This is a genomic window from Inhella gelatinilytica, from assembly GCF_016093295.1.
Classification (GTDB): Bacteria; Pseudomonadota; Gammaproteobacteria; order Burkholderiales; family Burkholderiaceae_C; genus Inhella; species Inhella gelatinilytica.
Window position 1 is genome coordinate 60024 of record NZ_JAEDAL010000002.1, and the last position, 17794, is coordinate 77817.

12 protein-coding genes are annotated in these 17794 nt (G+C 68.7%); 7 read left to right on the forward strand and 5 right to left on the reverse strand.

Features of this window, described 5'->3' with window-relative positions; all coding sequences use genetic code 11:
• The first annotated feature begins 42 nt into the window (after window positions 1-42).
• The gene (locus I7X43_RS05170) at window positions 43-3168 is read left to right on the forward strand and encodes a ligand-binding sensor domain-containing diguanylate cyclase (protein ID WP_198099864.1); all 3126 of its coding nucleotides are present in this window, start codon (window positions 43-45) and stop codon (window positions 3166-3168) included.
• A 3-nt stretch (window positions 3169-3171) separates the two neighbouring features.
• Here I7X43_RS05170 and I7X43_RS05175 read toward each other — a convergent pair whose 3' ends face one another.
• The gene (locus tag I7X43_RS05175) at window positions 3172-3651 is read right to left on the reverse strand and encodes a hemerythrin domain-containing protein (RefSeq protein WP_198099865.1); all 480 of its coding nucleotides are present in this window, start codon (window positions 3649-3651) and stop codon (window positions 3172-3174) included.
• A gap of 121 nt (window positions 3652-3772) precedes the next feature.
• The gene (locus I7X43_RS05180; protein WP_198099866.1) at window positions 3773-6538 is read right to left on the reverse strand and encodes a TonB-dependent receptor; all 2766 of its coding nucleotides are present in this window, start codon (window positions 6536-6538) and stop codon (window positions 3773-3775) included.
• Between the two features lie 235 nt (window positions 6539-6773).
• Here I7X43_RS05180 and I7X43_RS05185 point away from each other — a divergent pair, with 235 nt between their 5' ends.
• The 6 genes from I7X43_RS05185 to I7X43_RS05210 are packed head-to-tail and all read left to right on the forward strand — an operon-like array spanning window position 6774 to window position 13164.
• Window positions 6774-8021 (forward strand): cyanophycinase, encoded by a 1248-nt coding sequence (locus tag I7X43_RS05185; protein ID WP_198099867.1) that lies wholly within the window; start codon window positions 6774-6776, stop codon window positions 8019-8021.
• A 42-nt stretch (window positions 8022-8063) separates the two neighbouring features.
• Window positions 8064-9179 (forward strand): succinylglutamate desuccinylase/aspartoacylase family protein, encoded by a 1116-nt coding sequence (locus I7X43_RS05190; protein WP_198099868.1) that lies wholly within the window; start codon window positions 8064-8066, stop codon window positions 9177-9179.
• Window positions 9176-10561, forward strand: coding sequence for a YfcC family protein (locus I7X43_RS05195; protein WP_198099869.1), 1386 nt, complete (start codon window positions 9176-9178; stop codon window positions 10559-10561). The genes I7X43_RS05190 and I7X43_RS05195 overlap by 4 nt, the downstream gene beginning before the upstream one ends.
• On the forward strand, window positions 10561-11538 hold the full coding sequence (locus I7X43_RS05200) for a GlxA family transcriptional regulator (RefSeq protein ID WP_198099870.1): 978 nt from the start codon (window positions 10561-10563) through the stop codon (window positions 11536-11538). Before I7X43_RS05195 ends, I7X43_RS05200 begins: the two co-directional genes overlap by 1 nt.
• Window positions 11531-12562: an arginine N-succinyltransferase gene (gene astA / locus I7X43_RS05205; RefSeq protein WP_198099871.1), complete on the forward strand. Its 1032-nt coding sequence runs from the start codon at window positions 11531-11533 to the stop codon at window positions 12560-12562. Before I7X43_RS05200 ends, astA begins: the two co-directional genes overlap by 8 nt.
• A complete protein-coding gene (locus I7X43_RS05210; protein WP_198099872.1) occupies window positions 12559-13164 on the forward strand; it encodes an arginine N-succinyltransferase in 606 nt (201 codons plus the stop codon). The genes astA and I7X43_RS05210 overlap by 4 nt, the downstream gene beginning before the upstream one ends.
• Before the next feature lie 438 nt (window positions 13165-13602).
• Here the strand turns inward: I7X43_RS05210 and fdhD are convergent, their stop codons facing one another.
• The 3 genes from fdhD to cysK are packed head-to-tail and all read right to left on the reverse strand — an operon-like array spanning window position 13603 to window position 17719.
• Window positions 13603-14418 carry a formate dehydrogenase accessory sulfurtransferase FdhD gene (gene fdhD / locus I7X43_RS05215; RefSeq protein WP_198099873.1) on the reverse strand — a complete coding sequence of 272 codons (816 nt, stop codon included), beginning with the start codon at window positions 14416-14418 and terminating at the stop codon, window positions 13603-13605.
• Entirely contained in the window at window positions 14415-16805 is a 2391-nt protein-coding gene (locus I7X43_RS05220; RefSeq protein WP_198099874.1) for an FdhF/YdeP family oxidoreductase, read from the reverse strand. The genes fdhD and I7X43_RS05220 overlap by 4 nt, the downstream gene beginning before the upstream one ends.
• Entirely contained in the window at window positions 16802-17719 is a 918-nt protein-coding gene (cysK, locus tag I7X43_RS05225; RefSeq protein WP_198099875.1) for a cysteine synthase A, read from the reverse strand. Before cysK ends, I7X43_RS05220 begins: the two co-directional genes overlap by 4 nt.
• Window positions 17720-17794: the final 75 nt, after the last annotated feature.

The window sequence follows — 17794 nt, forward strand, 5'->3', positions numbered from 1 at the left end:
GTCCCGAGTGCCGGCGGGGCGGGCCTGCGCTAGGCTGGTGCCATGAACCGCGACATGCTTGCATGGCTGGCGGCCCTGTGGATAGGGCTTGCGGGGGGGGCCTTGCCGGTTGCGGCCGCGGGGCTCGCCGAACCGCGCTTTGAGGCGGTGGGCGACACGGGGTCCATCTCGGATGGGGTGGTGTCGGCCTTGGTGGTGGACCGCCAAGGCTTTCTGTGGATCGGCTCCGCCCTGGGGTTGGTGCGGTTCGACGGTTACGAATTCAAGGCCATCAGCGTGCCCAGCACCCGGGGGCGGCGCAGTGTGGGCACCTTTGTTCGCAGCCTGATGGCCAGCCGGGACGGCCGGCTGTGGGTGGGCACCGACAACGAAGAGCTGGCGGTCTACGACCCGGTGGCCGAAACCTGGCACTTTCTCCGCGGGCAGGAATCGGGCCGGGCGTTCCGCGGCACGATTCGTGCCCTGCTCGAAGACGCCCAGGGGCAGATTTGGGCCGGTACGGTGGGCGGGGGGCTGTATGAGGTCAACCCCGTCGATTTCCGCACCACGCGTTGGGGGGTGGAGCAAGGCTTGCCGGATGACCGCATCCAAACCCTGATGTTGGACAAGCAAGGGCAGGTCTGGGCCGGCACCTGGGGCGGCTTGGCTGTTCGCAAGCCGGGCGGGGCGCGATTTGAGAGCCCGGACGACGATTTGGCACTCAAAGGCCGCTACATCAATGCGTTGCACCAGGACCCGCAGGGGCGCTTGTGGGTCGGCACGCAACGGGGCGAGGTGCTGCGACGCAGTGCCGGTGCTGTGGAGTGGTTGGACCGCGGCGACAGCGGCGCGGGCCCCGTCCATGTGTTCCAAGACATGGCCAACGACGAGATGTGGCTGGGGCGCGGCAACGGGGTGGAAATTCGCCGGCGCAGCACGGGCCAAGCCCTGCAACTGCTGCGACACAGTGTGCACCGGCCCTGGGGCCCCGCCGGGTCCGAAGTGCGGGCCATGACCCTGGACCACAGTGGGGTGCTTTGGATCGGCAGCTATGGGGGCGGGTTGCAGCGCCACACCGCCGACACGCATGCCATTTGGGTGCGTCGAGCTGAGTCGCGCGAAGACTCGGTGCTGGGCGTGCTCGATGCGCGCAGCCTGGTTCAGTTGCCCAGCGGCGAGATCTGGGTCGGGACCAACGAACGCGGGGTGGCCGTTCTGGGGCCCGACCTGACCGTTGTGGCAGAAATTCCCCGCGGACAAGGCGGCTATCCGGGTGGGCGCGTGGGCGGGATTGCCTATGACGGGCGTGGCCAGGTTTGGGTGGCGGCGGACGACAAGGTGGTGCAGTTCGACGCCGCCTCCCGGCGCTTCCAGCGGGTGTTTGCGTTGGGTAAGGGGCGGGTGCGCATCATGCGCGGCGGTGCCGATGGCTCGGTGTGGGCGGGCACGCAAGACGGGGTCTACCGCAGGCGGCCCGGGCAGGAGGCCTTTGAGCGCCTCCGCCTGGGTGAAGGGGAGGTCCTCAAAGGGGACATCAATGCGCTGGCGGAATCGGGCGACGGCCAGATGTGGGTGGGGGGCGAAGGCGGGCTCTTCCAGTGGGCGCCTGGGGAACGGTTTTTGCGCAAGGTGGTGGCGGAACCGGGCGCTGAACTGGAGGACCCCACGGTCCTGGGCCTGCTGGTGGATTCGCGCCAGCACCTGTGGATTGACACCTCGGCGGGGTTACACCGGCTGGTGGAATGGAGCGGTGAAAAAGCGCGGTTTGAGTCCTACAGCCAGCAGCAACAAGGGCTGAATGGCCAGTCGTTTGGTGCCAACTTGCTGGAGGATGGCCGCGGGCGTATTTGGACGCACCGCGGCATGTTCGACCCGGCCGACCACCGGGTGGTGGAACTCAGCGCCGCCGACGGGGTGGACATCGGAACCGGTTGGTTCCGTTCGTACGTGGGATTGCAGGATGGCCGCATGCTCTTTGGCGGCAGCCGGGGCCTCATGGTGCTGGACCCCTTGCGGTTCGCGCCCTGGGCGTACCAGCCCAAGGTCCTGGCCACCGAACTGTGGGTGGACGGCGTTGCCCGCCCCCTGAGCAGTTTGAGCCCCCGCCTGCAGTTGCAACCGAACCACCGCAGCTTCCAGGTTGAATTCAGTGCCATTGACTTCAGCCTGCCGGGCCGCAACCGGTATCGCTATCGGATGCAGGGGGTTGACGCGGAGTGGCTGAAGGCCGACGCGGGGGAGCGCCGGGCGAGCTACGGCGGCTTGAGCCCCGGCCGCTATGTGCTCGAAATTCAAGGCACCAACCGCAATGGCCAATGGAGCCCGCACGCTTTGACCATCGAGGTCGAAGTCTTGCCGGCCTGGTGGCAGACCCTTTGGGCACGGCTGGCGATGGGGCTGCTGGCGGTGCTGGGCATCACCGCCATCGTGCACGTGCGCACCGTGCTCTTGCGCCGGCGTCAACGGGTGCTGGAACAGAGCGTCAAGGAACGCACCGAAGCCCTGGAAGCTGCCACCCGCGCCCTCGAAGAGGCGGCGATGAGTGACCCGCTCACGGGGCTGCGCAACCGCCGCTTCCTGATGGAGCGTTTGGACGACGACCTGCGTTTGGTGCTGCGCCAGCATGAAGAGGCCTTGCGCCAGGGGCGTGCGGCCGCGGACGCCGATTTGTGCTTTTTCATGATCGACATCGACCACTTCAAGCAGGTCAACGACCAACACGGGCACGCCGCCGGGGACTCCGTGCTGGTTCAGATGCGTGAGCGTCTGCAGGAGGTGTTCCGCGAGTCGGATTACCTGGTCCGCTGGGGCGGCGAAGAATTCTTGGTGGTGGCGCGGGCCAGCGACCGACACAGCGCGGCCGAGTTGGCTGAGCGGGCGCGCCGGGCGGTGGCGGAGCGCCCCTTCGAGTTGCCGCAGGGGCGCACCCTGTTGCGCACCTGTTCCATCGGCTTTGCCTGCTATCCGCTGCTGCCCCTCCACCCACGGACTACGGGCTGGACCGTGGTGGTGGATTTGGCGGACGCCGCGCTCTATCAGGCGAAGCGAGGGGGCCGCAACCGGTGGGTTGGCGTGGTGGACGCCGGGAAGTGGACGGTTCAGGCGCTGGCGGACCTGCACCCGAGCGGTGAGGGCTTGCCGGAAGGCTTGAGCGTGGTCAGCGGTCCGTCGGCGGCGACGCCCGGCTGACCGTCAGTTGCAGCCCACGCTGCCGCAGCCGGCATCGGCCTCGGCCGGGGCGGGGGCCACCGGCGTGGGGTGGTCCGGGTCGAAACCCAGGTTTTTCATTGTGAACACCAGGGCGGCGTCCATCATGTCGGCGTGCTGGGGCAGCCACTCGGCCAGGGCGGGCGCCAGATGGCGCATGGGCTCCCATTCCTGACGCTCCACGGCGCAACTGCGTACGTCGCGCATCAGGTCCAGCACCATGCGGTGCTGCTTGGTGTGGCAGTTGTCCGCAGAAAAGCCCGTGGCGGCCATGAAGCCCTCTTCGCGCGCGAAGTGAGCCTGAACGTGCGCGTGCAGCGCGTCAAAAGCGGGCAAGGCGCCCTCGCCGTCGGCCGCTGCGGCCGCGTCCGCGAGCGCGTTGAGCAGGCGCACAAACTCTTCGTGATCGGCGTCGATGTGCGGTTGTTGCAGCACCAACTCGTCGTTCCAGGCTAGGGCAGTCATGGGTGAATTGTCGCAGCCGGGCTGGGTTGGGCCTTGAACCGGGTCAACCGGCCGCTTTCCCCACCCTTGCCAAAAGAAAAGCCGGCCCAGTGGGCCGGCTTGGAGGCGGGGTGCCCCGGGCTTAGCGCATCGAGTAGCTGAAGCTCAGGAAGTAGCTGCGGCCGCGCGGGTCCCCGTAGGTCGGGTCCCAGGTGACCTGGAAGTACCGCGCTTGGTTGGTGAACGGTGGGGCGGTGTTGGCCACGTTCAGCACGCCAAAGCGCAGGCGCATTTGCGGGCTCACCTTGTAGCTGCCGGTCAAGTCCCACAGCGAGTAGGCCTCGACATCGCGGTCGTTCCACTCCGGCGCGGCCAGGCCGGGCACGTTTTGGTCGCGGTAGCCCGACAGGTAGGTGTTGCTCAGCGTCAGGCCGAAGGGGCCGCGGTCCCAGTCCACGCTCACCTTGTGGCGCCAGCGTTGAACGGCCTTGTCGTCCTTGAACTTGCCCAAGCCGTCCACCAGGGGCGAGCGCGGGTCGGTGGCGAACTTGTATTCGGTGACCAGCGTGCCGGCGGCGCTCACCGCAAAGCGGCCGATTTCGGTGGCGGTGCCGCGCCAGTTCAGCGCCACATCAATCCCCGAGGTATTCAGCTTGCCGCGGTTCTCCTTCTTGACGTTGACGTAGTTGACGAAGCCGTCCGAGAAGCGCGCGACGATCTTGGGGTCGTTGTAGTAGACCGGGTTGGTGAAGATGGTCTCTTCGCCGATCTCGCTGATGATGTCCGTCTTGCGGATCGTCCAGTAGTCGATGGACCCGCTCCACTCCCGCGTGGGTTCGAACACCACGCCCACGCTGGCCTGCTTGGATTTCTCGGGCTTGAGGTCAGGGTTGGAGGCGCGGTCCACCGGCATCTGCGCCACTTCGCCCGACACCGGGTCGCGCACAAAGCTGGCGGTGATGCCCGAGCGCAGCGGCAGGAACAACTCGGCCACCGAGGGCGCGCGGAAGCCGGTGCCGAACGAGGCGCGGGCCAGCAGGCTCTTGCTGGGGCGGAAGCTCAGGCCCAGCTTGGGGTTGGTGGTGGAGAGGCTTGGCGAGGTCAGCCCCGTGCGGGCATCGCTCACGCCTTGGTAGCGGTCATGGCGCAGGGCGAACTGGCCCTCCCACTGCTTGGTGAAGGGGGCGCTGATTTCCGCATAAACGCCCGCCACATTGCGCTGGTGGTCGGTGTCCGAGAGCAAGGCGCCCGAGCTGGAGCGGTCTCCCGTGATGTCATTGGCCTTCAGCACATCGGAGGCGCGGAACGCCACCTCTTCGCGGCGCAACTCGGCCCCCAGGGCCAGCATGGCGTCGCCGCCGTCCAATTCGGCCAGCGCACGGGTCAGCTTGCCGTCCAGGCTGGTGGCGCGGCCTTCCGCACGGCGCGAACCGCCGTCCAGGCGAATGGAATTCATGAAGGCTTGACCGGCTGTGCGGTCTGCGGGAGCCTGGAAGGGGTTGTACTGACCGGCCTTCAAGCCGGCTTCCAGTTTGGAGAACGACACCCAGCCCGACAAGTCGGTGTCGGTGACCTGATTGCGGCTGAAGTTCAGGGCCGTGTCGTAGTCCCACTCGCCAAAGTGGCCTTGGGCACCAGCCACGAGGCGGCTGCCCTCGCTCTCGACGCGGCTCACGCGCTTGCCGGCGTCCTCCAACCGGAAGCGGAAGTCCACCGGGGTGGTGATGCCGGTCGCAGCTTGCAGCGAGGCGGGCAGGGTGATGCCCGAGGCGGTGCGGAAGCGCGCCGTCGCCGGCGAGGCTGCGTAGTCGGTTTCGGCGCGGGTCAGCAGCAGCTCGGCAAACAGCTGGTGGTCGGGGGCCACCTGGAAGGTCACGCGGCCCAGGGCGCTGGCCTTGTCCGCCGCCGGGTAGATCTCCGAGCCGGCCACGTAGTCGTAGGAGCAGCCTTCGCGCCCGCCCAGGCCCAGGGCCACGACCGAATTCGGGTTGGGGGCACCCGTGCAAGCGGACTTGCCAAAGTTCACGCGGCGCGAGCCCGAGTTCGGGCCGCCCGGGTTCCAGGTGCCGTTGGCGTTGCTGCCCTTGAGCGCGGTGTTCGGGTTGGCCAGCACGAAGTTGTTCAGCGCCGTCAGCTGCGACGAGGTCAAGTCCACGTTCGCAGGGAACGAGTTGCTGGAGGTTTGCGGCGGCAGGCGGCCGGGCAGGTTGTATTCGCGAATGAAGTCGCGTTGCGTGGCATTGAGCTCGCCGAGCTTTTGCACGTCTAGGTTGAGGAAGGCGTTGAAGCCGTCCTTGCGCAGGTCGCCCACGCCGCCTGACACCGTCAGCGTGGTCTTCTTGGCCCCGCCTTCTTGCGTGTCCAGCGCATAGAGGTTCAGGTCTGCGCCTTGGTAATCCTTGCGGGTGATGAAGTTGATCACGCCGCCCATGGCGTCCGTGCCATAGATGGCCGAGGCGCCGTCTTTGAGCACTTCCACGCGCTGGATCGCGCCGGCGGGGATGGTGTTCAGGTCCACGCCCGCGTTGTCCCCCGGGCTGGCGAAGTTGGCGAGGCGGCGGCCGTTGAGCAGCACCAGGGTCGAGGACACCCCCAGGCCGCGAAGGTTGGCGCCGTTGAAGCCGCGCTGGCCGCCCATCTGGTCACTGACGCTGGCGCCATCGGTCAGGCCGCCCACGTTGGAGGTGATTTTTTGCAGCAGCTCGGCCGCGGTGGTCACGCCGGACTTGGCGATGTCCTCGCGCTTGATGACTTCCACCGGCAGGGCGGTTTCGCCGTCGATGCGCTTGATGCTGGAGCCCGTGACCTCGATGCGTTCGAGCTTGACGTCTTCAGCATGGGCCAGGGGTAAGGCCAGCGCCATCAGGGCGGCGCGGGCGATGGCGTGAAGGGGAACAGGTCGGTTCATGGCGGGGTTCAGGGGTAAGAGGTGGAGAACGCCACGACTCTAGAAACGCGGCCGGCGCGGCCCTACAGGGTTGGCCCCCCGGGGTCGCTTCGCCGCAAGTGGGCGTCGCAAGCCTGCAAGTCCGGCTGGCTGACTTGCGGGATTGCGACATGCACTTGCAAGTGCCCTGTAAATGAGCGCCTTCTGCGGTGCAACCCGCTGGCCCGCGACGCGTGGGGCTGACAACATGCCGGCCATGAACGCAATCCGAACCCTGGTCGCGCTGTTGACCTGTTGGCCGCTGTGGGGGCAAGCCCAGACCGCTGTGGTGGCAGGCGGCGCCCTGCGCTTTGACAACGACGCGGTGTGGCAGCGCATCGTGGACGAGGCCGGAGGGCGCGGCGCGCCCATCGCCGTTTTTGCCACCGCCGCCGGCAACCCGGCGCGCAGCGGCGCGCTGATCGTCGAGGCGCTGCAGCGCCGCGGGGCGCAGGCCCGCTTCATCCCGGTGGCCCCCAAGCTCAAGGGTGTGGACCTCCCACAGCAGCTGAACGACCCGGCGCTGATCGAGCAGGTGCGCCAATCGCGGGGCGTGTTCTTTTCGGGTGGGGCGCAGGAGTTGATCGTGGACACGCTGCAGCCCGGCGGCGAGGCGACGCCGATGCTCCAAGCCATCCGTCAGGTGTTCGACCGAGGCGGCGTGGTGGCGGGCACCAGCGCGGGCGCGGCCATCATGAGCCGCATGATGTTCCGCGACGCCCAGGACAACCACCAGATCCTCAAAGGCCGCTGGCGCGCGGGCCAGGAGTACGACCGCGGCCTCGGCTTTGTGGGGCCGGACTTGTTCATCGACCAGCACTTCTTGAAGCGCGGGCGCATCGGGCGCCTGCTGCCGGCCATGCAGGCGCTGGGCTATGGCGTGGCCCTGGGGGTCGAAGAGAACTCGGCCGTGGTGGTCAAGCAGGGCGAGGTGGAGGTCATCGGCCAACGAGGGGCCTTGCTGGTGGATTTGCGCGAGGCCGTGCGCGACGCCCGTGAGCCCCATTTCAACCTGAAGGGCGCCGTGCTCAGCTACCTGGACAGCGGCGACCGCCACCACCTGGGCACGGGCGTCACCACGCCCTCGGCCCACAAGCTGCGCGAACCCCGGCTGGACCCCGCAGCTCCCGACTTCAATCCTGGATTGCAGGGCGAGCCGTACTTCCTGGACATTCTGGGCGACCAGACCGTGGTGACCGCCATGGCCCACCTGATCGAGGGCGGCCTGCCCGAGGTGCGCGGCCTGGCCTACCGGGCCCGCCCGCGCCCGGACGATGAGGCGCCCGAGCTGGGCTTTGAGTTCCGCCTCTACACGGGCCCCGGCACGGTCGGTTGGTTCACCGGGGCCCGGGGTGGCGAGGACTACACCCTGCTCAAGGTTCGCCTCGACGTGCGCCCCGTGCGCGTGGTCCAGCCCCTGGTCCAGCCTTGGGCCCCGCCTGAGCCAGCTGCTCCCTCCCGTTGACCCTTCCGTTAAACGTTTCGCAGGCCTCGTGCCTGCCTCCCCATGCACACCCAATTCCATGAACTGCCGGCCGGCAGCGTGGGCACGCAGCGCCGTCTGCGCAGCCTGCACTTCGGGGCCCAGGCCACCGGCCGCAAGGCCTACCTGCAAGCTGCCTTGCACGCGGACGAAGTCCCGCCCCTGCTGGTCGCGCAGCACCTGATCGAACGCCTCGCGGCGGCCGAGGCGGCCGGCGCCATCCCCGGCGAGATCGTGCTCGTGCCCATGGCCAACCCGATTGGTCTGAGCCAGGACTTGCAGGGCTCGGCCCTCGGGCGCTTTGACCTGGCCAGCGGGCTGAACTTCAACCGCGACTTCCGCGACCTCACAGGCGCCCTGAAGCGCGGGCTGGAGGGGCAGCTCACGGCGGACGCGGCCGAGAACACCCGGCGCATCCGTGCAGCCGCGCGGGCCGAGCTGGAGGCCTGGGAGCCGCAATCGGAAGCCGAAGCGCTGAAGAAGCTGCTGCAAGGCCTGGCACTGGACGCCGATCTGGTGCTGGACCTGCACTGCGACAACCAAGCCGTGCTGCACGTCTATACGGGCACGGCCAACGTGCCCGCCCTGCAGCCGCTTGCGGCCTACCTGGGGGCCCAGGCCCTGCTGACCTGCGACCTGGCCGGCGGTGACCCCTTCGACGAAGCCCTGACCCGCCCGTGGTGGGAGCTGGCCACGCACTTTGCGGGTCGCCACCCTATCGCCCTGGGCTGTGTGGGCGGCACGGTGGAGTTGCGCGGCGAGACCGAGGTCTCCCACACCCTGGCGGCGCAGGACGCGAGCGCGCTGATGGACTACCTGACCCAGCAAGGTCACCTGGACGGCCCCGTGCCGCCGCTGCCAACGGGTTGTGGGGCCACACCCCTGGAGGGGGTGGATGCCGTGGTGGCGCCCTGCGCCGGCGTGCTGGTCTTTGCCGTGCAACCGGGGGACTGGGTCGAGGCGGGGCAGCTGGTGGTGGAGGTCATCGACCCGCTGACCGACGCCCGCACCCCCTTGCACGCCCGCGCCACCGGCCGTTGTTTTGCCCGCACCGCTCGGCGTTATGCCACACGGGGCATGCGCTTGGCCAAGGTGGCCGGGCCCACTCCCATCCGTTCTGGAAAGCTCCTCTCACCATGAAGCTGCGCCTGCCCAATACCTACGTTTTGTTGTTCGCGCTGCTGGCGCTGATCGCCCTGATGACCTGGGTCGTCCCCGCCGGGCGCTTCGACACCCAGCTGGTCGAGGGCAAAAAGATCATCGTCGCGGGCTCCTACCACGTGGTGGAGTCCAAGCCTCAGGGCCTGGTGGCGCTGCTGACTTCGCCCATCCGGGGCTTTGTCGAGGCCGCGCAAATCATCGGCTTTGTGCTGATCGTGGGCGGGGCTTTTGCCGTGCTGCAAAAGACCGAGGCGATCGACTCGCTGATCAAGTCGGTGGCCAAGGCCCATTCGCGCTCGCCCTTGGTGCGGGCGGCGGTGATTCCGGTGTTCGTCACCCTGTTCTCGCTGGGTGGCGCGACGTTTGGCATGGCGGAGGAGGCCATCCCCTTCGTGCTGATCTTCATCCCGCTGGCGCTGGCGCTGCGGTATGACACGCTGACGGGCGTGGCCATTCCCTTCGTGGGCTCCCAGGTGGGCTTTGCCACGGCATTTCTGAACCCCTTCAACGTGGGCGTGGCGCAGGGCATCGCCGGCGTGCCCATGTTCTCGGGGATTGGCTTTCGGGCCCTCTGCTGGGCGATTGCCACGGGCCTGACCATTGGCTTTCTGGTCTGGTGGGCGCGCCGCGTGCAGCGCGCGCCGCAACTCAGCCCCACCTACGAGATGGACCAGGAGCGCCGCCGCACCCTGGACCTGGCCAGCTTTGAGCAGTTCAGCGGCATGAGCGTTCGGCACCAGGCGGTGCTGGCGCTCTTCGTGCTCACGCTCGGCGCCATGATCGTCGGCGTGGTTCGCTATGGCTGGTACATCGACGAAATCGCGGCGCTCTTCTTTGCCATGGCGATCGGCGTGGCCCTGGTGGGGCGGCTCGCGACGGACGAGTGGATTGGCGCCTTTGTGCAAGGGGCCAAGGACTTGGTGGGCACGGCCCTGGTGATTGCGCTGGCCAAGGGCACGGTGATCCTGATGCGCGAAGGCCAAATCATCGATACGCTGCTGAACGCGCTCGCGCCGCTGGTGGAGTCCAGCAGCCCGGTGTTCTCGGCCCACAAGATGTTTGCGATTCAGTCGGTGATCAACTTCTTCATCCACTCCGGCACCGGTCAGGCGGCCCTGACCATGCCCATCATGGCGCCGCTGGCCGACCTGGTGGGGGTGACGCGGCAGACCGCCGTCCTGGCCTTCCAGTTCGGCGAGCTGACCACGCCCATCATCCCGACCTCAGGCATCACCGTGGGGGTGCTGGCGCTGGCCGGTGTGCCGTTCGGGCGCTGGGTGCGGTGGATGCTGCCGCTGCAAGGTCTTTACCTGGTCATGGCCCTGGTGCTGCTGGCCATTCCACACTGGATCGGCTGGTGATGCAGACGCAGCGCGTCGCCCTCTGTTTGCTGCCGGGCTTTTCGCTCCAGGCGCTGGCGGGGGTGCACGACGCGCTGACGGCCGCCAACGAGCTGCTGGACGACTGCCAGTACGAGCTCCGCTTGTTGGGGGGCGGCTTGGTGGCGGCGACCGGCGGGGCCCGCGTGGCCACGGTGTCCCCCGATCTGGAAGCGGACGCCCCCTGGGCCGCGGCCTTTTTGCTGGGCTCACCCTCGGCGCTGGAGGAGGGGCCGGTGGTGCGCGAGTGGCAGCGCCTGTGTCGCCGCTGGGCCGCGCAAGGCGCGGTGCTGGCGGGGGTGGACGGCGGCGCCTCCGTGCTGGCCAGCCTTGGCTTGCTGGATGGGCAGCGGGCCTGCGCCTCCTGGGCGCTGTTGGACACCCTGGCGCACCGCCACCCTGGGGTGGCCTGGGCCCAGGGTTTGTGGGAGATCAGCTTGGACGGCCGCTGGCTCACCGCTGCGGGTGGGGGCGCCGCGTTGGACCTGACGGCCGCGTGGCTGGTGCAGCGCCACGGTGAGCGCCTGGGTCCCGAGCTCGCCTGGGCGCTGGGCGTGCGCGGCTTTCGCGGGCGGGACGAGCGCCAGCGTGCGCTGGAGCCGCGCGCCAACCACCCCAAGCTGGCCGAGGCCCTGGCCCTGATGGAGGCCAACCTGGGTGAGCCCCTGCCCACCGAAGACATCGCACGGCTGGTGGGCGTTTCGCGCCGGCAGCTGGAGCGGGTCTTCAAGCAGCACCTGGGCGTGTTGCCCCTGCGCCACTACCTGGATTTACGCCTGCAACGCGCCCGCCGCCTGCTGCAGCAGTCCAGCCAGTCCATCCTGCAAATCGGGCTGTCCTGCGGTTTTTCCTCGGGCCCGCACTTCTCGAATGCCTATCGGGCCCATTTCGGCCACACCCCGCGGGACGAACGCCGGTTGCGCGGCGCCGGCGCGGAGGAGATTCCGACTCATGAGTGACTTCCTGTTGCGGCCGGTGGCGCCGGCCGACCTGCTCGCGCTGATGCGCATGGCCGCCGCCAGCGCGGATGGCATCAGCTCGCTGCCGCACGACGAAGCGCGGCTGGCCGCGCGCATCCAGGCCTCGCGCCACAGCTTTGCCAGCGCAGACGACGCCAGCGGGGAGGAGACCTACCTCTTCGTGCTCGAAGACCTGCAGCGGGGCGCGGTGGTGGGCTGCTCCGGCATCGCCGCCAGCGCGGGCTTTTACGACCGCTTTTACAGCTACCGCAACGAGTTCGTGGTGCACGCCAGCCAGGCCCTGGGCGTGACCCAGCGCATGCACACGCTGCACCTGTGCCACGACCTCACCGGCTGCACCTTGCTGACCTCGTTCTACCTGGCGCCGGAGTACGACCAGGGCCCGGCGGCCCAGCTGCTGTCGCGAGCCCGCCTGCTGTTCATCCACGCCCACGCGGAGCGCTTTTCAAGCCGCATTGCGGCGGAGAACCCCGGCGTCGTGGACGCCCAAGGCCAAAGCCCTTTCTGGGACGCCGTGGGCCGGCGCTTCTTCGGCATGGACTACCCGCAGGCCGAGTCCGTGGTGGGCGGGCGCAGCAAGGCCTTCATCGCCGACCTCATGCCCCCGTCCCCGCTCTACGTGGCCCTGCTGCCCGAAGCCGCGCAGTGGGCCTTGGGGCAGTTGCACCCGGTGGGGGAGCTGCCGTTCTCCATCCTCGCCGACGAAGGCTTTGACGCCGACACCTATGTGGACATCTTCGACGGCGGCCCCACGGTGGATGCCCCCCTGGCCAGCCTGCGCACGGTGCGCCATGCGCGCTGGCACACGGTTCAGCCCCAAGGCGTCGCCCCGCCGGCGGCCGGGGTTCCCAGCCTGCTGGTGCGCCCCGAGCGCGGCCGCTTTGCCGCGCTGCTGGGCACCGTCGGCACCCACTTGAGCGCCGCGGCCGTGGCCCGGGCCGAAGGGCAAGCCGGCGAGCGCTGGCTCTGTGCGCCGCTCGATCCTGTGGAGGGCGAAGCATGAAGGACCTGACCCTTGCCCGCATCACCCCGCGCCTGGGCCTGGACCTGCCGCGCTACCACCTGCGCCTGGGGCGTGTGGTGCATGCGGCCGCGGAGCTCCAGCTCTTCCGCGTCCAGACCACGCTTTTGCTGAGCAACGACCTGACGGGCGAGACCGAGTTGCACCTCAGCCCGGACGCCCTCGACCCCGCCCCCGCGGTGGAGGCCGCGCAGCGCCAAGCGGCGGCCGCGCCGGCGCAGCATGGCAGCCAGCTGGTGGTGGAGTTGCCGGGCTGGCGCGATGCGGCCGGCCGCAGCCCGTTTTGGGAGGCCTTCGGCGCGCGCTTTTTTAAAGGCGACCCGGCCGCCGCCGAAGCCCAGCTGGGCCCCGCCTGGCGCACGCATTTGGCGGCCCTGCTGCCGCGACAACTGGTTTACCTCTCCTTCCTGGGCGAGGCAGCCGAAGCCTGCGCGGGCCGCGTGCGGGCCGACGCCGAGCCGCTCGTCCAAGCCCTCAGCGCGCTGGGCTTTGAGCCCAGTGGGCAGCTGAGGTTGGACGATGGCGGGCCGGTGATGCGGCGGCGGCTGCAGTTGTCCGGCCCAGTTGATTCGACGATGCGATGACAAGGGGGCAGCGCGTTTAGAGTGGGCCTTTCCTTCGAGGTAGGTCCAACTCCATGACTTGGCAAAAGACGGAGCGAATGGCGGGTGGGCAGGTCAGCGCAGGCTTATGGGTGGGCCTCCTGGCCCCTTTTGCTCTGGTGGCCTGCAGCACCCCGCAAAGTATGAGCGCAGCGGAACTGGCATCAATCGGCCTACAAGATGGCACGAGGTACTGGGAGGCGCAACAGAAGCTCGCCCAACGGGGCTATCGCTGTTACGTCACGGGAGCTGCCCGAGAGCACTTCGATTGCACGCTGACGACGGGATATTTCCCCTCCTGCGTGTTGCGTGTCACTTTCGCGGTTGACGAGAAAAACCGGGTGTCGAGGCTGACTGTGAGCGAACCGGCATGCATCGGAACGCCATAAGCGGGCAGACCCTTCGTATGTCTATTTCCCCTCACGCATACCGCGTCGCCCGCCCCTCGCGCACAAAGCCATAGAGCGCCATGCCGCAGGCCTCGGCGGCGCGCACGGCCAGTCCCGTCGGGGCGCTGACGGCGGCCAGCAGGCCGCAGCCCACGCGGGCGGTTTTGTGGACGAGCTCGTAGCTGGCGCGGCTGGTGACCAGAAAGCCACCGTCGGCCGGGTTCAGGCCGTGGCGGGCCAGGCGGCCGATGAGTTTGTCCAGCGCGCAGTGGCGGCTGGCGTCTTCGGCCACGGTGTGGATCGTGCCTTGGGCATCGATCCACGCGGCGGCGTGGGCCCCGCCCGTGCGGGCGTTGAGCGGTTGGTGGCGCGGCAGCGCTTGCAGCGCGCGGGCCAGCGCACCTTCCGCCAGTTCGATGGGGGTGAGCCGCCCGGCCGGCAGGGTGAGTAGGCTGCGCTGGTCTTCGATGCCGCACAGGCCGCAGCCCCCCGGCGCCGCCCCCAGGCGACGCCGCTGGCGCAGGGCGTCCAGCCGGTGCTCGGGCAGCTCCACGAACACGCTCAAACCCGCGCCGGTGGGCACGGCGTGCAGCTCGCCCACCTCGCTTGCCCGCTCCACCAAGCCCTCGCTCAAACAAAAGCCGAGGGCCAACTCTTCGGCCAGCAGCGGCGTGGCCATCAGGGTCAGCGCCACGCTGTCGTTGAACACCAGGGTGATGGGCGCCTCTTCAACCAAGGGCTCGCGCGCCGGCTGGCCCGTGCCGCCCAGCGCGCAGACGGCGCTCTGCCCGTCAGCAAAGGCGTCGAGCGGGGGCAGGGCCCAGCTTGGCGCGGAGGGTTGGCTCATGCCACCGGATGCAAGCGCACCGGCAGCGCCTTGGCCGCGGGCGTGCGGGCGCCTTCGGCGACGAGGCCCAGGGGCACCAAGGGGGTGGCCTCGGGGAAGTAGGCGGCGGCGCAGCCGGCGGCCATGTCCAAGGCCCGCAGCTCAAACCCACGCAGCCAGCGCGTGCGGCCATCGTCGATGGGCAGGCCTTCGATGTCGACTTTTTGCCCTGCGTGCAAGCCCAGGCGCTGCAATTCCGCGGGGCTCAAGAACACCACCTCGCGGGTGCCGAACACGTTGCGGTAGCGGTCGTCCTGCCCGTACACCGTGGTGTTGAACTGGTCGTGACTGCGCACCGTCATCAAGAGCAGAACGCGGGCGTGTTCGCTGGCGGGCAAACGGGCGCAGGCCCGCTCTCGGACCCCGTTCACCCGCAGCGCCTGCGGGGTGAGCTGGGCCCGGCCCGTGGGCGTCCGCCATTGGCGGTGCGCGGCCGGGTTCGGCAGCCAAAAGCCTCCGTCGTGGCTCAGCTTGAGGTTGAAGTGCTCGAACCCATCAAAGACCCCCGTTTGACACTGTTCGATCACATCGCGCAAGCGCGCGTAATCGGCCGCCCATTCGCGCCACGGAATGCTGCCGTCGTGCAAGAGCGCATGGCCGAGTTGGGCCACCAGCGCGGGCTCGCCCAGCATGTCGGGCGACAAGGGTTCTTGCATGCCGCGCGAGGCGTGCACCATGCTCATTGAGTCTTCCACGCTGACCACTTGCACCCGGCCGTCGGGGGCCCGGTCGAGATCGGTTCGGGCCAGGCAGGGGAGCAAAAGACCGGTGCGACCGGGGTGCAGGTGGGTGCGGTTGGGTTTGGTGGCGATGTGCAGGGTGAAATCGCTGGCGGAGATGCCTGCCAGCACCCGCGGGGCATCGGCCCCGGCCACGCCGAAGTTGCCCCCGAGGCTCAGCAGGGCCCGCACCGAGCCATTCAGAAGCCCCTGCGCCACGCCCACGGCATCTAGGCCCCGAGCGCGCGTCAACCGCAGGCCGGGCAGGGCGGCTTCCTGGTTGTCCAGCCAGCGATCAGGGACCGCGTAGGTACACCCCATGGTGCGGTCGCCCTGCACGTTGCTGTGTCCGCGCACCGGGACGACGCCGGTGCCGGGCCGCCCGATCATGCCGCGCAGCAGTTGCAGGTTCACCAAGGTCTGAATGGTCGCGACCGCGTGCTCATGGTGGGTTAGCCCCATGCACCAGGTGACGAGGGTGGCGCGTGCGGAGGCCAGTTCGTCTGCAAGTTCGGTCAGCGCGGTCCGGCTCAGGCCGCTGGCCGCCTCGAGGTCTGCCCACTGGTGGTTTCGCAGGTGGGCGAGCACCGCTTCCAGACCTTCTGTGTGCTCCCGGATGAAGGCATGGTCAAAGACGACGCGGCCCGCCTCCTCCCATTCGAGCCACTGTTTCATCACGGCGAGCAGCGCGGCCTGGTCCCCGCCCACGGCGACGGGGATGACGCGCTTGGCCACTTGATGGCCGCGATCGGTCAGCATTTCGCGGATCGACTTCGGGTCGGCGAAATTGACGAAGCCGCGCTCCACCAGCGGGTTCAGCGCCAAAACGGTGGCGCCCCGCTTGCTGGCTGCATGCAGGGTGCCCATGAAGCGGGGGTGGTTGGTGGCGGGGTTTTGGCCGATGACCAAGATGCAGTCCGCCACCTCAAAGTCGCTGAGCTGGGCCGTGCCCTTGCCCACGCCGATCTGGGCCTTCAACGCCACGCCCGAGGGCTCGTGGCACAGATTGCTCGAGTCGGGCAGATTCGCCGATCCGTATGCCCGCGCGAGCAACTGCCACAAGAACGCCGCCTCATTGCTGGCCCGCCCTGAGGCGTAGAAGGCCACGCGGGTGGGTTCCAGCAGGCGCAATTCCGTTGCGGCCAGTCGCAGGGCTTCGGGCCAGGGAAGGGGTTCGAATCGATCCGTTTCGGCGTTGTAGCGCAGGGGTTCGGTCAGGCGCCCGGCCGCTTCAATATCCCGATCACGCCATCGGCGCAACTCGGTCAAGGTGTGCTGCGCAAAAAATGCCGCATCCGCCCGCTTGGGGGTCATCTCCCAGGCGATGGCCTTCTGGCCTTGTTCGCAACTGTCGGGCCCGAAGCTACCGGGACGGTCCGGAAAGGCACAGCCCGGGCAATCAAAGCCATTGGGCTTGTTGGCCTTCAAAAAGCTCCGCACCACCTTCAGCGGAATCCCCTGCTGCTGAAAGGCGTCGAAGGCCGCCTTCACGGCGCCCCGGCCGCCGGCGGGGGCGTCGTAAACGCCTTGGGCCGTGAGCGCGCCCTGGCCGCCGGCGGGGGCATCTTTCACGCCGTGGTGGGGGGCGACCGCGTCGCTGCTCTCAGGCTTGTCGACGGGGGAGTTCACGCCGGCAGGAACCCTTCAACCGACAGGTAGCGCTCGCCGGTGTCGTAATTGAAGCCCAGCACGCGGGCGCCGGGTTTGAGTTTGGGCAGTTGCTGTTCGATGGCGCGCAGCGTGGCGCCGCTGCTGATGCCCACCAGCATGCCTTCCTCGCGGGCGCAGCGGCGCGCCATCTCGCGGGCGGGCTCGGCTTCGACTTGAATCACGCCATCCAGCACGCTGGTGTCCAGATTCACGGGAATGAAGCCGGCGCCGATGCCCTGGATGGGGTGGGGCGAGGGCTGCCCGCCGCTGATGACGGGGCTTTGCGCCGGCTCCACCGCGAAAACTTGCAACTGCGGCCAATGCTGCTTGAGCACGCGCGCGCAACCGGTCAAGTGGCCGCCCGTGCCCACGCCCGTGATGAGCGCATCCAGACCGTCCGGGAAGTCCCGCAGGATCTCTTGCGCGGTGGTGCGAACGTGCATCTCAATATTGGCGGGGTTCTCGAACTGCTGGGGCATCCACGAGCCGGGGATGCTCTCCAGCAGCTCTTGCGCCTTGGCGATGGCGCCCTTCATGCCCTTCTCGCGCGGGGTCAGCTCAAAGCTCGCGCCGTAGGCCAGCATCAGGCGGCGGCGCTCGACGCTCATGCTGTCGGGCATCACCAAGATCAGCTTGTAGCCCTTGACGGCGGCCACCATGGCCAGACCGACGCCGGTGTTGCCGGATGTGGGTTCCACGATGGTGCTGCCCGGGCGGAGCAGGCCCGCGGCTTCCGCGGCTTCGACCATGCCCAGGGCAATCCGATCCTTGATTGACCCCCCGGGGTTGGCGCGCTCGGCCTTGATCCACACCTCCGCTTGGGCGCCAAAGAGCCGGTTGATGCGCACATGGGGCGTGTTGCCAATGGTGTCGAGGATGGAACGGGCTTTCATGAAGGCTCCAAGAAGGGGGCTGGGACCAGCCGCCACTTTAGCGACTCAGGCTGACGGTGGCCACGAAGGTTTGGC